The 14,034-nt window shown below is 44.2% G+C and carries 13 protein-coding genes and 1 tRNA gene; 9 read left to right on the forward strand and 5 right to left on the reverse strand.

The window, feature by feature from the left end; translation table 11 throughout:
* Positions 1-3: 3 nt before the first annotated feature.
* Complete coding sequence (gene dinB / locus JMY06_RS02295) at positions 4-1,089, reverse strand: DNA polymerase IV (protein WP_201615844.1); 1,086 nt, start codon at positions 1,087-1,089, stop codon at positions 4-6.
* A 428-nt stretch (positions 1,090-1,517) separates the two neighbouring features.
* On the opposite strand from dinB, the gene JMY06_RS02300 reads away from it, so the two are divergent.
* The gene (locus tag JMY06_RS02300; protein WP_201615845.1) at positions 1,518-2,222 is read left to right on the forward strand and encodes a hypothetical protein; all 705 of its coding nucleotides are present in this window, start codon (positions 1,518-1,520) and stop codon (positions 2,220-2,222) included.
* Positions 2,223-2,290: 68 nt separating this feature from the next.
* Here JMY06_RS02300 and JMY06_RS02305 read toward each other — a convergent pair.
* Both JMY06_RS02305 and JMY06_RS02310 read right to left on the reverse strand, forming a co-directional pair.
* A tRNA-Leu gene (locus JMY06_RS02305) sits at positions 2,291-2,377 on the reverse strand.
* A 204-nt stretch (positions 2,378-2,581) separates the two neighbouring features.
* Positions 2,582-3,355: a ferredoxin--NADP reductase gene (locus tag JMY06_RS02310; RefSeq protein ID WP_201526952.1), complete on the reverse strand. Its 774-nt coding sequence runs from the start codon at positions 3,353-3,355 to the stop codon at positions 2,582-2,584.
* 413 nt (positions 3,356-3,768) lie between these two features.
* On the opposite strand from JMY06_RS02310, the gene tsaA reads away from it, so the two are divergent.
* From tsaA to gspK, 8 genes are all read left to right on the forward strand, one after another.
* On the forward strand, positions 3,769-4,629 hold the full coding sequence (tsaA, locus tag JMY06_RS02315) for a tRNA (N6-threonylcarbamoyladenosine(37)-N6)-methyltransferase TrmO (RefSeq protein WP_201615847.1): 861 nt from the start codon (positions 3,769-3,771) through the stop codon (positions 4,627-4,629).
* 75 nt (positions 4,630-4,704) lie between these two features.
* The gene (locus JMY06_RS02320) at positions 4,705-6,492 is read left to right on the forward strand and encodes a GspE/PulE family protein (protein ID WP_201615849.1); all 1,788 of its coding nucleotides are present in this window, start codon (positions 4,705-4,707) and stop codon (positions 6,490-6,492) included.
* Positions 6,493-6,636: 144 nt separating this feature from the next.
* Positions 6,637-7,425: a TatD family hydrolase gene (locus tag JMY06_RS02325; RefSeq protein WP_201615851.1), complete on the forward strand. Its 789-nt coding sequence runs from the start codon at positions 6,637-6,639 to the stop codon at positions 7,423-7,425.
* A gap of 208 nt (positions 7,426-7,633) precedes the next feature.
* Positions 7,634-8,323: a TetR/AcrR family transcriptional regulator gene (locus tag JMY06_RS02330; protein WP_201526942.1), complete on the forward strand. Its 690-nt coding sequence runs from the start codon at positions 7,634-7,636 to the stop codon at positions 8,321-8,323.
* Positions 8,324-8,457: 134 nt separating this feature from the next.
* Complete coding sequence (locus JMY06_RS02335; protein WP_201615853.1) at positions 8,458-9,225, forward strand: prepilin-type N-terminal cleavage/methylation domain-containing protein; 768 nt, start codon at positions 8,458-8,460, stop codon at positions 9,223-9,225.
* A gap of 3 nt (positions 9,226-9,228) precedes the next feature.
* Positions 9,229-9,732, forward strand: coding sequence for a type II secretion system minor pseudopilin GspI (gene gspI, locus JMY06_RS02340; protein WP_201615855.1), 504 nt, complete (start codon positions 9,229-9,231; stop codon positions 9,730-9,732).
* Positions 9,729-10,577: a type II secretion system minor pseudopilin GspJ gene (gene gspJ / locus JMY06_RS02345; protein WP_201615857.1), complete on the forward strand. Its 849-nt coding sequence runs from the start codon at positions 9,729-9,731 to the stop codon at positions 10,575-10,577. The genes gspI and gspJ overlap by 4 nt, the downstream gene beginning before the upstream one ends.
* Before the next feature lie 26 nt (positions 10,578-10,603).
* Positions 10,604-11,680: a type II secretion system minor pseudopilin GspK gene (gene gspK, locus JMY06_RS02350; protein WP_201615859.1), complete on the forward strand. Its 1,077-nt coding sequence runs from the start codon at positions 10,604-10,606 to the stop codon at positions 11,678-11,680.
* 26 nt (positions 11,681-11,706) lie between these two features.
* Here the strand turns inward: gspK and JMY06_RS02355 are convergent, their stop codons facing one another.
* Together JMY06_RS02355 and JMY06_RS02360 are read right to left on the reverse strand one after the other, a co-directional pair.
* On the reverse strand, positions 11,707-12,387 hold the full coding sequence (locus tag JMY06_RS02355; protein ID WP_201526935.1) for a TetR family transcriptional regulator: 681 nt from the start codon (positions 12,385-12,387) through the stop codon (positions 11,707-11,709).
* 93 nt (positions 12,388-12,480) lie between these two features.
* Positions 12,481-13,911, reverse strand: coding sequence for a deoxyguanosinetriphosphate triphosphohydrolase (locus tag JMY06_RS02360; protein ID WP_201615861.1), 1,431 nt, complete (start codon positions 13,909-13,911; stop codon positions 12,481-12,483).
* Between the last annotated feature and the right edge of the window lie 123 nt (positions 13,912-14,034).

A 14,034-nucleotide genomic window follows, 5' to 3' on the forward strand; every position in this document is an offset into this window, starting at 1 on the left:
TCATCAGTCGAATAGATTTAGTTGTGGCAATTTTTGATCGGCGGGGGCCAAAGATGAGTAGGTCACCCCGACCAATCTAATAGGTAAGGTACGCGGAATATCTAAAAATAATTTATCCAGCCAATAATGCGCGGCCTTCATATCAGTAAAGGCAGTCGATAACGTATGTGAGCGCGTAATTTGGGTAAAGTCGGCGTATTTAATCTTTAAAGTAACGCTATATGCAATAAGCTGCTTATTAGACAACTGTGTAAAGGCATCGGCATTCTGTTCATAGATTTGCGCCAGTAATTTGTCGTCCGCGCTCAAATTATCTCTGAATGTGGTCTCAGAACCAACGGATTTATGCTGGCGCTCAGCTTTTACTGGACGCGCGTCCCGTCCATGCGCGATATCGTGATAAAACTGTCCGCGCTTACCAAATTCGTTGACTAATAATGCTGCGGGCGCGCGTTTGAGATCAGCTCCAGTACGGATATCCATGTCATGTAAACGTTTGGCAGTCGCCTTCCCAATACCATGAAAACGCTCAATTGGCAGGGTACTAATAAAAGCATCGGCATCCGCTGGGGTGATAACCGCTGTGCCGTTGGGTTTATTAAGATCAGATGCAATTTTGGCCAGCATCTTATTAAATGAAACGCCAGCCGACGCCGTCAGTCCTGTTTGCTCTAGGATTTGTGCCCGTAACCAATTGGCCATTAAGGTCGCTGAGCCTCGATGTACTTGCAAACCGGTCACATCGAGATAAGCCTCATCTAAAGATAATGGCTCAACTTGCGAGGTTAAACTAAGCATAATCGCCCGAATATCAGCGCTAACAGCGCGGTAAACTTCAAAGCGTGGTAATACAAATAACACATCCGGACAGCGTTTGCGCGCCTCATAGCAAGACATTGCTGAGCGCACCCCAAATTTACGCACCTCATAACTGGCTGCTGCAACTACGCCGCGCCCGCTAGGGTCACCGCCAACGACTAAGGGCTTACCACGAAGCTCAGGAAAATCGCGCTGTTCAACGCTGGCGTAAAAGGCATCCATATCGATATGAATAATCTTACGCGGGGCTTGGATTATAGAAGCTGTCATGAAAGCTATTTTACCTGAAAGTGAGCCACTTTAAGTGTAATAAACATACACAAGTTAGGACACACAAGGCAGAATGTATTCTATTGTAGAAACATTTAACCCTTTGATTATAAAAACTCTGTTAACGCTGTAGGTTAATATAAAACATACTGAATCGTGTCATCAGTCAGAATATAAAAGATAGCAAAAATAGTTGCTCAAAGGTAACATAGTGACACTTATTTTTTTGACTTTGTATTTCGATAAAGTAGACGACATATCTAAAAGTGACTGAATGAGAGATAATACACTTCATGGGTTCTGCGACACTGTGACAGTCAACAATAGCAGTGGGCCGACAAGCGCTTACCGTCTTATAGAGACGAGGCAGACCTTGCATACAGCTACAGACTTCTAATAAGTTCATTTAAACCAAAAGGCAGTCCTGAATGACCAATAATAACCCATACAACCTTATACCCTTGCAGCCTACCGGCAGAAATGAGACGGATAGCGGTAATACCTATTCGCCTGAAGACATGATTAAGATATACGAACAACAGTTTCTAACCCCAGTACCGGAAGACAAGCTAACAGAGTTTTTACCGTTCTTAAAAGGTTTTTATGACATTGATAAGAATACTTTAGATATTTGCGCGGTAGTTTTCGATGCAATTGCTGATTTCTGTATCATCTATAACCATAAGGTAAAAGTAGGCGGTTATGAAATACTAGGAGGCTTAGTAAAAGAAGAGCTTGCAGAGGAAGAAGCTGAGAAAGATAACGAAGGTAATAAAAATGAAGAGGCACAAGCTTACACTTTAGAATGCACACGTACTTTTTTCATCAATGACGTAGAGATGCCTTATCAGTTTAATTTATTCATCCATGGCGATAGCTATTCTACTTTAACCAGAAAAGAGTCTTTATTGGAAAAAACATACTGGTTCGTCAGTGGTGGATTTGAAGATAATTTATTAGGTCATCTTGAGGATAATGAAAGCTTAGAGTCTATCAATGAGCAGCTGGCAAGTTTAGGTATTCGGGAAATGGATTTGACCACCATACATGAAATAGTCGACTATGTAGAAAACAGTATCATAGATGATGACATGGTGGACGCGCTTAATAAGCTATTGGATAATGCGGAATAGGGTTATGGTTTTAGAATTATGAGACAAAAAAATACCGCTAACTTAAATCGTTAGCGGTATTTTAATATTGGTACCGGTGGTCGGACTTGAACCGACACGCTTTTAAAGGCAACGGATTTTGAATCCGTCATGTCTACCAATTCCATCACACCGGCGTGTTTGGGTGATAAAGTTGAACTTTATCGAATTGGGCTACAGGGTTAGCTGTATAGGTGGCATATTATAGCAGCCTATTTTTAACCGTCAAGCTTTTTTTGGTTGTCAAAAGCCATTTATCATAATTGAGTGATTAACTTAGCAATGACTTAGCCAACTGTCCAAATAACTTTCTGACCAACTTGCACTTAACCTACCTATATCTAACCAACAAAGGCACGTTCAACTGCATAGTCTGCTTGTACGCCCATACGTGGTGAGACAGTCAGACCAAGCTCATCTAAAACGGCAGACACATCGGCATTGAACGGCATACTACCGCAGATCATGACGCGGTCATCCTCTTTATTGATTGGTGGTAAACCAATATCTTCAAAGAATTTGCCAGATTTTATTAAGTCAGTAATGCGGCCGGTATTTCTAAATTCTTCACGAGTGACAGTAGGGTAATAAATGAATTTTTCGCGGAACCATTCGCCAAAGATTTCATCATTCGGTAGCTCGTTTTCGAACATATCACGATAGGCCAAATCATCGACGTGACGGACGCCGTGCACTAAAACGATTTTATCAAAGCGTTCATATACTTCAGGATCTCGTGCTAATGCCAAAAAAGGCGCAAGTCCGGTGCCAGTTGACAACATATATAGATGCTTGCCCGGTAGTAGATCGTCTAATACTAAAGTACCCGTGGGCTTTTTACTGACCAATAACTCGTCGCCGACTTCGATATGTTGCAGGCGTGAGGTTAATGGACCGTCTTGAACTTTAATAGAAAAGAACTCTAAATGCTCTTCATAATTGGGGCTGGCAATGGAGTAAGCACGCAATAGTGGCCTGCCATCGACAATGATACCAATCATCGCAAATTCGCCATTACGAAAGCGCAGGCCATCGTCACGAGTGGTTTTAATAGTAAAGAGATTGTCATTCCAGTGATGAACCTCTGTGACCGTTTCGGTGCGAAGTTTCGACATAAAGTCCTCGTTGATTGCTCATTATGAGTTTAAATAGAATGGGATTAGCATTAAATATCGATATTAAATTTGGCATTAGGCTAAGAAATTAGAGTGAATAGCGGTAACAATATTAAATATTGAAAATAACTTTGTCAAAGTTGATGGACTCAAAGCTAAAGGAATTCAAGGACATGCAAATTAGGCAGATTCAGCTGTAATTAGCTTGCTGTTTGTTAAACGTTCACATGGATGCAAGCTATTCTCAATAAATATGGTTGTTCATCATAACAAACTTTAAAATAAAAATCCGCCCAGCGTGCTATTGCTGGCATGATAAAATGGAATATCGTTAGCGAAAAACTCTGTGTGCTTGTTCACGCGTGTTTTAGTTGGTCAATTTATCGTTACTAAATACTTTATGGATTTGGTTTATGCCTGATCACTTTGAAATTAGTCATTTTGAAACTAGCCATGTTGCGCCTCTTATTGGCTACCACCGTGCGCCATTATCGCAGAAATTTGGCGCGCCTAGACAGCCAAATTTAGTAGCGCTCGTTAGTGTGATTGAAATGCTCGCACCTTATGATACGCCAGCGGCATTTATAGGCTTAGACGGTTTTAGCCATATTTGGATAAGTTGGCAGTTTCATCACAATTATAGGTATAAAGAAAACCAGTCCAAGCAAGTAGATCAAGCAACCATTGCTAATGAAGTCACGTTTCGACCGCAAATACGACCGCCAAGGCTGGGTGGTAATCAAAAGATAGGTATTTTCGCCAGCCGTAGTATGTATCGGCCCTCAGGTTTGGGACTGTCAGTGGTTAAGCTGGAAAGTGTTAAAGTGGTAGAAGGACGCGTGCTATTAATGGTTAGCGGTGCTGATATGATCGATGGCACGCCGATCATCGATATTAAGCCTTATGTGGCTTATAGTGATGCTCATATTGGCGCCGACAGTGGCTTCGCCTCTAATGCGCCTGCACCCTTAACCGTAACCATGACGGCACAGGCGCAAGAACAATTTGCACAAATCATAGCTAGTGGCCAGGACACTAATAAAGATAGCGACAAAAAGGTTAGCTTGGTAGCCATTATTTACGAATACCAAAAGCAACTTATAGGAACAGACATTAAGCATATCATCGCATTAGTCGCCCAAGATCCACGCCCTGCGTATCGGCGTGAGGAATTAAATAAGCCGTTTGTGATGCGTTATAAAGGCGTTGATGTGAGTTTTCAGTTAATAGAAACCGGACAATTGCAAATAATAGACGTTAATAATATAGATTAGGCTTAAATTAATTGCTCCTTACCTTTAGGTTTCAAAACTGAAGATTCAACACCCAACAATAAAAGAAGAAAAAATATGTCTGTTCCAAGTTTTTCCTTAATCGTCGATTTGCGCTGGTGTCTGGATGAGTTACTGGTGGATAAAGTGATCGATCAGCGCGGTTATAATTTGGTGATAACCAGCCGCCGCGATAAGGCGCAGCATCCGCTAGTAACGATTGCTGATTTCGGTCTGCCGAATGGTCATGATTTGGGCAATAAGGATGAGCATAAATTGACGTTGATTTGGCTCAATCAGTGGTTGGCTGCCAAGGCCAACATGCCAGTCGTACGTATTGATCCCTTAAAGATAGATGTTCCTGCAGTGACTCAAATTATGTCATTTGAATATGCGCGTACGCAGTATATTTTACCGATTGAAGTCACCACCGATGAAGTGGTTATTGGTACTGATCAGCCCTTTTATAGCGATTGGCATACCAATATTGATAAAGTTATCAAATCAAAAACCTATCGCACTGTTTATATTAATCCTGAACAAATCAACCGTTATCGGCAAGAGTTTTATCAAGTGACCCAAGCGATTGCTGGCGCGACTACTGCTCAGAAGCGGGCGGCGGCGGACGTTAGCAATGTCGAGGCATTATTGCAATTGGGTGATAATGCCAATCCTGATGCCAATGATCAGCATATTGTTAAAATCGTTGATTGGCTATTGCAATATGCCTTTGAGCAGCGCGCGAGTGACATTCATTTGGAGCCGCGCCGTGAGACTAGCAAGGTACGCTTTCGTATTGATGGGGTGTTGCATACCGTTTATGAGATGCCGATAGCAATTATGGTTGCGGTGACGGCACGGATTAAAATATTAGGGCGGCTCAATGTTGCAGAAAAACGCAAACCGCAAGATGGTCGCCTAAAAACCCGCACTCATAATGGTATGGAAACTGAGCTACGGCTTTCAACCTTGCCGACCGCTTTTGGTGAAAAGCTAGTGATGCGGGTATTTGACCCTGAAGTATTAGTGCGCTCATTTGCACAGTTAGGCTTGTCCGGTAAGCAGCTAAATACGTGGCATCAGCTGACGGCCCATCCCAACGGTATTATTCTAGTCACTGGTCCAACAGGTTCTGGTAAAACCACCACCCTTTATAGTACGCTCAAGCAGCTGGCAACTGAGCAAGTCAACGTCTGTACCATCGAAGATCCGATTGAGATGATTGAGCCGGCTTTTAATCAAATGCAGGTCAATACTGGCATAGATTTGCACTTTGCTGACGGTATCCGCTCGCTTATGCGTCAAGACCCTGACATTGTGATGGTTGGTGAGATTCGAGATAGCGAGACCGCTAATATGGCGGTACAAGCATCATTAACCGGACATTTGGTGCTATCAACTCTGCATACCAATGATGCGCCCAGCTCCTTGACGCGCTTGCATGATTTGGGCGTGCAGCCGTTTTTGACCTCAGCGACGATATTGGGCGTGATGGCGCAACGCCTGTTGCGAACGCTTTGCCCGCACTGTAAGCAAGACCATACAGTGACCGCTGACAGTGAGATTGCCATTCAGTGGCAAGAGCTAGTACAACCGTGGCGTGCGCCATTACCTACGCAAATTTATAGCGCGCAAGGCTGTGAGCATTGTCGCCATACTGGCTATCGAGGTCGTATTGGCTTGTATGAGATTATGCCCTTGTCTAATGAGCTTAAAAAATTGGTCGCTGCTGGCGCCAATTTAGACGTTATCAAACAACAAGCTTATCGTGAAGGTTTGCAGCCCCTACGTTTATCGGGAGCAAAACGTGTTAGCGAAGGAGTCACGACACTGGAAGAGGTCATGCGCGTAGTGCCGATGCACTGATTGTTTGTTAACCCTGTTCTTAATTTACTAACGGTCTTATTATTAATACGCGGTTAGTTTTTCTTATAGACAAGCTCTTGAAAAACAGTACAGCTAAGGCAATTAAAGCTTCTATTGACACACTTTTAAATTATGAGATTACCTATGTTTACTGATAGCCACTGCCATTTGAACCGTTTAGATTTAAGTCGCCACGATGGTGACTTGTCTGGGGCGATTGCTGCGATGAAAGAAGCCAACGTCACCCGCGCCATGGCCATTATGTGTGATTTTGCTGAATATGACGAGATTGCCAATATTGTCAGTAAGTATAACGATGAGACTCTAAATTTGGGCATGAGTGTGGGGATTCATCCTTGCGAAGATATTAGCGTATTACAGTCAGCGACCGTAGAGCGCTTGATAGCAACTGCTAGTGCCGAGCAGGTGTGGGCAATAGGCGAGACTGGGCTGGATTATTATTGGTCAACTGAGAACAAACTGGCCCAACAAGCCAGCCTTGCTCGCCATATCCATGCCAGCCAACAGCTCAAAAAGCCACTAATCGTCCATACTCGCGAAGCCAAAGACGACACCATTGATATTCTCAAGGCAGAAAGCGCTGAACATGGCATCATTCATTGTTTTACTGAAGATTGGGAAACCGCCAAAAAAGCCCTTGATTTGGGTTTTTATATCTCATTTTCAGGGATTGTTAGCTTTAAAAGTGCGCAAATCATCCGCGATGCGGCGCAAAAAGTGCCAAAAGATAGGCTGTTGATTGAAACGGATAGTCCTTATCTTGCACCAGTACCGAAACGAGGCAAACCTAATGAACCGGCCTACGTACCCTACGTAGCCAGTTGTTTAGCTGACTTATATGGCAGTAGTGTAGAAGAGGTTGGCGCGTTGACTGCAAAAAACTTCGAAAATTTACTGGCACAGTATCACTAAAATCGTTATGCTATGACCAATCAGTCATTTATTGAATATGCTCATCGTTAAGCTGCTACATATTTGCGTCGTAATACGCTGCAGTATAGTGATTAATATCAGCATCCCTCGCAGCAGTAGTCATAGCCACTTATGATACTTATTGCCGGCTCACTATCTATCGCACTATGGCCTTATGCTTAATCTTGTCAGTTTTTAGGAAGGGATTATGAGTCGTCAACACCAGTTCAAAGCCCGAGAAGAGAATATCTTAGCGATGGCTGAGCAATTATTGCTGGAGTCCGGCAACGGTGATATTACTTTGGACAGTTTGGCCGATCAGCTAGATTTGGCTAAAGGTACCCTGTATAAGCACTTCTCTAGTAAAGATGAGCTCTATTTGCGCATTATCGTGCGTTATGAAGAGCAGTTGTTTGAGATTAATCGTATCGATGACTGTCCCTCAGCTGGTGTTGCGCGGATGATTTTTCAGCAGTTGCTCAATCCGCAAAAAGCCATGTTGCTCAATCAAATTGAAGAGCGTCTTGCGGCCTCTGTGACCGGACTTAATCGCTTGTTCGGCGAGTTGTATGACATTCGCCGCCAGCGTATGAAGCGTCTAATTAATATTATCAGTGCTTATCTTCGAGATGAGCGCAGCAGTATGAGTACCCGTGATTACTTGTCTTCCATCTGGGCGATGGGACAGGGCGGGGCTGGATTATTGAATTCTAGCTTTTATCAGCGCTATTTAGGTCGCCGTGATACGTTGCGCTATGCTTTAGTCAAACAGATGTTAGATTTGCCCAGTCATTATCCGACCTATGCGCCTGACGAAAAGGTGATGGATGAAGATATGCAAGAATTGGTTGAGCAAATTGAGACTGAATCAGAGGCGCATCGAAATACCACGTATTAAAGGCAAAACATTAAATTGAAATCAAAACTTCAAAAAACTTAGCCGGTCGCTATTTATACCGGTTAAGGTCTTAATAGCTCCTAATGCTTATCCTTCCTACCCATTTTACATATCACCATGATAATAGGTGCACTATGCCGGTTACTGCCAAAGCTCAGTCCAGCTCAGTGCTTTGCTCGTCTCGATATGTGTCTCATGCCGATTATTATCAAAATCTATCCCCCAAGCCGCTATCAAATCTAATGATTACCCGCTCGCAGGCTGGTTTTACGCTGGTTGAAATCGTGGTAGTGGTGGTCATTATATCTATCTTTGCCGGTATGATGAGCTTGTCAGTCGGTAGTGGTGAGTCGCGTAAGAACCGCGCTTTTTATGAGCATCTTACCGATTCGCTAAGTTATGTGCGCCTGTTGTCAGCAGAGCGTATGCAGCCGATGGGGTTGAGCTTGCAAACAAACAAGCAAGGTCAAGTCACGCCGGTTATTGTCACTTTATCTAATTCTTATATTACTTATCAAACCTCTGCTAACCCCGCCAGTGGTACTGACAGTACACCCAGAAATGCCATGGAGCTGTCTACCGATCTATTAGCCACTAATGCCAAAAAACAACCAACACCGAGTTGGGAGCTTGAGCCAGAAGTGACGTTGCCAAAGCTGCCCGCTGGGGTTAGCCTAAGTATTCAAAGCTTAGAGGTTAATAGTATGAGCAGTGGAGGCGCTGCGACAGAGGAACGAACTTTGCAGCCTTGGTTTAGCGCCCAAACGGTACCGCAAGTATTATGGTTTGGAACGGGGCAAGCCGCGCCAGTGACTATAGAGGTTCGTCATCAGTCGCGATTGGTCGGCGAAGTGATTACTATCATGCCTGATGGCAGTATCATGATTGGGCAAGGGTTATAACTGATGTCCAAAAACTGTCAATCGATTAATAAACTAGCAGCTAATAAATCGACAATCCCAAGCTATTCATTAGCAAAACGTGAGAGTGGGTTTACACTGATTGAAGTGATGGTAGCGCTGGCTATTTTAGCGGTGGTCGCGGTTGCCGCTAGCCGTGCCAGTAGTGCTTATTTAAATTCAGTCGATGTATTGCGAACGCGAACGCTTGCGCATTTTGTGGCACAAAATGCTGCTGCTGACTTGCGTATTCAAGACACTTGGCTAATAGCCAATCGCACGCAAACTGTGAGTGCGCAAGGTCGTGAGTGGCAGGTGGCTATGACTATTGCGACCACTGCCGATACCTTGACCCCCGCCTTAAAAGAGGTAAGTATCACGGTCGCTCCAATTATTGATGGTCAAGCGCGCCCAGTAGTTACTGATATTAATGTGCTGTTAAGAAATGCTGAACAAGAGATAGGCAGCTTAGATTTAGCCAGCTCAATGACAACTGGAGGCACGCTTTGACACAGCAGCGCGGCTTTACCTTACTTGAGCTGATGGTTGCCATGGCGATATTTGCTATGTTAGCAGTGGCTGGTTGGCAAGTATTTGATAGCGTCAATCGAGCCCGCGAACGAGCGCAATACCATGCGGATAATTTAGCAGTATTGCAATATGCCTATCTACAGCTGCAGCAAGACATGGGACAAATCATTGCCTATCAAGCGCCTGCTGTTCAAAATAATAATAGCAGCGGTGCTAATAATCCTAGCAGCAATCAAACGTCGCCTAGTGCTGCCGAACCCTTTATGAGCTTGAATGGTGAGCATGTCAGCTTTGTGCGCTTTGCTGATCCAGACCCACGCTATCAAAATAGCCCCAGCGTACAGCGCATTGAATATATCCTTGCTGATGAGCGTTTGATTCGCCGCCAATATACCCGTATCCAAGGCGGGCGCGATAGCATCAGTCTGGATACCGTATTACTTGAAGGGGTGAGCGCAGGGCTCTGGCAGGCTTATTTACCTGAGTTGAGTGTGACGTTTCCCCATTCAGACAGCCAAAACGGTCAAAGTAATAGCAACAATGCGATAGGGCAGCTAAACAATCCGGCTGTTAGTAATGCTAAAACGATGCTGCTACCTAAAGGTATTAGTTTTAGCTTCACTTATCAGGAAATTCCAATTATATGGCAGTGGGCGTTGACCCCGCAAGCTATTTCTCATAACAGTAGCGGACAGAGTAATAGTATTGCCAATAGTGATGTTAACAACAGTACCGACAATAGCAATAATAACGATGGCAATAATAGAAGTATTAACTCGGAAAACAACACAGACACTAACCTTAAAAGTGCAGCAATAAATTAATAATGGTTCAATAAAATAAATCGCTTATGACAAAGATAGCAGACTCTCAGAGCGGCGTGGCACTATTGACTATTTTACTATTAGTGGTCAGCATTACTGTGGTCGCAGGGGCGATGCTTGCCAGTCAAAAGATTGCTATTCGCCGTAGTGGCTTGTTATTTAATCAAGATCAGCTGCTACAAGATATCAATGCCGGTCAGCAGTTGGCAGTCACCATCATTCGTGCAGATGCTAAACTCAATGATACTGATAGCACGCAAGACATTTGGGCGCAGCCGCTACCGCCTTATACTTTAGGGTCACATACTATCACTGCCGAATTACGTGATGAGAGCAGTCGTTTTAATATCAATAACCTATATCATGATGGCGCGCCTGATACCGTGGCGCTGGCCGTATTTCAGCATTTATTAACTCAGTTAAATTTAGTGCCTGATATTGCTATTGCGGTGTTTGATTGGCAAGATACGGATAGTGAAATCTATAAAGAGGGCGGCGATGAAGCCGTAGTTTATACGAAGCAGGCAAGTAGTAGTGCAGATAAAACCTTACCCAATCAGCCGTTTGTAAGTGTCGAGCAATTGCAAGAAGTGCGTGGGGTGAGTACTGAGGTTTTGGCGGCCCTGCGACCTTATATTACCGCTGTGCCATATTACCTACCGATCAATGTCAATACCGCAAGTCCTGTGGTATTAGCAGCATTAATGGATGGCGGCACGGCTGAGCAAATGCAAGCGCTGACTGATTTGCGTACCCAGCAGGTATTAGAATCTATTGAGGAGTTGTGGCAATTACCGCAACTGAGTGCTTTAAGCGATGAGCAGCGTCAGGCTTTAACGCCACTGCTGGCTGTCGATAGCCAAGCATTTATGGCGCTCATCACCGCCACGGACAGCTCAAATGTTGGTGAAGCGCGGCAGCGTTATGCCACCGTATTGATTAGCAAGACCAGCGCCAATAGCAGTACGAATAACGCTGATATTGGTAATACAGCTGGCAATGGTAATAACGGTAATAACTATAATGATAGTAACAGTAGCGCCAGTACTAAAGAAATTAAAGTAATCTCACAACGCTTGTGGGCATTTCGACCTAGTTTCTAGTTACTAAAAAATCAATCACTTAAAAATCAGTCGTTAAGATGAGTTTCCTCGCTCGATTTCCAATTATAAGCCCCATAAAACAGCATTTGCGCTTGGCGGGTACAATTGTGAAGCATCAACTGTTTTTTATCCTCAATCTCTGCCAAACTAACATCATCATCGTGAGTCTCAGAATAAGTCAATTCCAGCCAGTCAATAATCCAAGAAAAAAACATATTGACTCCGGCTTCAGATAGCAGGCGACGGTCATAAGCATTGATGTGGGCAAAGGCAGGTTGGAGTGCCAAATCTTCCCCCAAAATCTGACCATGCATTTTTATCAGATTGCTAATGGCTTTGCGTACCGCTTCTGAGCCGCCATAGCGCTCACTAACCAAGAACTGCCAATAGCGCGGCTGGGCGCTGACCGTTTGCAAAAACAGCTGAATACTTTTAGCAATTTGCCGATCAAAGCTCCGTTTACGCCCGATTTGTAAGTTATCACTTAATACAGCCAGAGTGCCGCCTAATTCCTCAATCACTAATGCCCGACCGAGAGATTCCATATCATCAAAATGACGATAAAAGGCGGTTGGCACCACCCCGACTTCGCGGGTGACTTGTCGTAGACTGATGGAGCTGAAAGATTGTCCAGTCATACAAAGATCTAAGACTGCGTTAAAGAACGCGTGCCGAGTTTGAAGTTTCTTTTGTTCGCGACTGCTCATAATGTTTCAAAGTTACCTGTTATGTGTTTATCATACTCATTTCAACGTAAGAATACGAACAAAATTCACAGTTATAATAGACGGGTCAATTTTTTATATCGTCGAGCCCCAATACCCTTGTAACTCTTGCGCCAATCGATAAGCCTCATAGTCATTCATACCAGTGATAAAATCTAAAATATTCAGAATATTATGATAAATATTGTCCGATAATATACGGCGATGCTCGTCGAGATGCGGCTGTAGCAAAATTAATAGACGTTGCTGCTCAAACGATTTTGGCGTGGCGGCAAGTGCTGTCCATGCTAGCGGCATAAAGGCGTCAAGCAGTCGATGTAGGCACTGATTGGCCATCAACTCCATTCGCACTTTACTGGGGTGATTAAATATTTTTTCACGTGCCAACTGCTTGGCTTGAGTGATGCCATTTTGTACCGCAGCATCACAATGAGTAAATAAACTGCCGGTTAGTGACCCTGCTAGCATCGCCTCGCTATTATCAACAAAGGCATCGGTGACAGTATTGATCAAGCGCATCATCGCTCGTGCCCGTAGTGATGCTAAGCTCTGCCTAACCGACGTCCCGGGCGGTAAGGTTACTGTATCGGGACGCTCACCAATCAGCTCATAAAGGATGCTCGCCACCTCGTTATAATTGAGCATACCAAGATGAACGCCATCTTCTAAATCTATCAGGGCATAGCAAATATCGTCGGCCGCCTCAAGTAGATAGGCAAGGGGATGGCGGGCGTAGCCACAACTATAACCATCGTGCTGCGCCGCGCGCGGTAGATGTAAGCAAGCAGCTAATTCTTCTAACTGTGCCGCCTCACTATAAAAGCAGCCGAATTTTTGGGCATTAGCTATTTGCTGAGTTTGACTCTTAATATTGCCATCATTGCTATGCGTTGCCAACCACGGATATTTCATAAATGCGCCTAAAGTTGCGCAGGTGAGGCGCATCCCGCCTTTATCCGGATGGTGCTCATTGTTTACTAATAGCCGAAATCCTTGGGCATTGCCTTCATAAGCGGTGATATCCAAACGCTCATCAGCGCTTAAACGTTGCAGCACTGGTTGGCGCTCAGGATGTAAAAACCAATCACGAATCGCATATTCGCCAGCATGACCAAACGGCGGATTACCAATATCATGAGCGAGGCAAGCCGCTTGCACAATCACTCCGACATCTGCGGGCGTTACTCCTTCTGGCAGGCCATTTGGTAAGGTATCATGCAGTTTTTCTGCGGCCATCATTCCTAATGAGCGCCCAATACACGATACTTCCAATGAATGAGTCAAACGGGTATGAATGCCCAATTGATTGGTTAAGGGATGTACTTGGGTCTTTTGATTAAGCTGGCGAAAGGAGTGCGAAAATACTAAGCGGTCGTAGTCTTTATGGAAGGCGCTACGGGCACTATCGGGTGTTGGTGGTAATTTATCACTGCCCAAACGTTGCGCACTAAATAGTCGCGCCCATTGGTCACGGGCGTTATGCGGTTCATTAAATGGCGTGCTCATAAGTCATAATCCATTATTCGTTGTTATTTTTTTAAAATGCTTAGGGTGAGCTATGCTGAAGAAACCGTAGAGATAAACTTGGTAAACTAACGACTCGACAAGGAGTTTACCATGACCAAGAAA

This window comes from Psychrobacter urativorans (assembly GCF_904846675.1).
Taxonomy (GTDB): domain Bacteria; phylum Pseudomonadota; class Gammaproteobacteria; order Pseudomonadales; family Moraxellaceae; genus Psychrobacter; species Psychrobacter urativorans_B.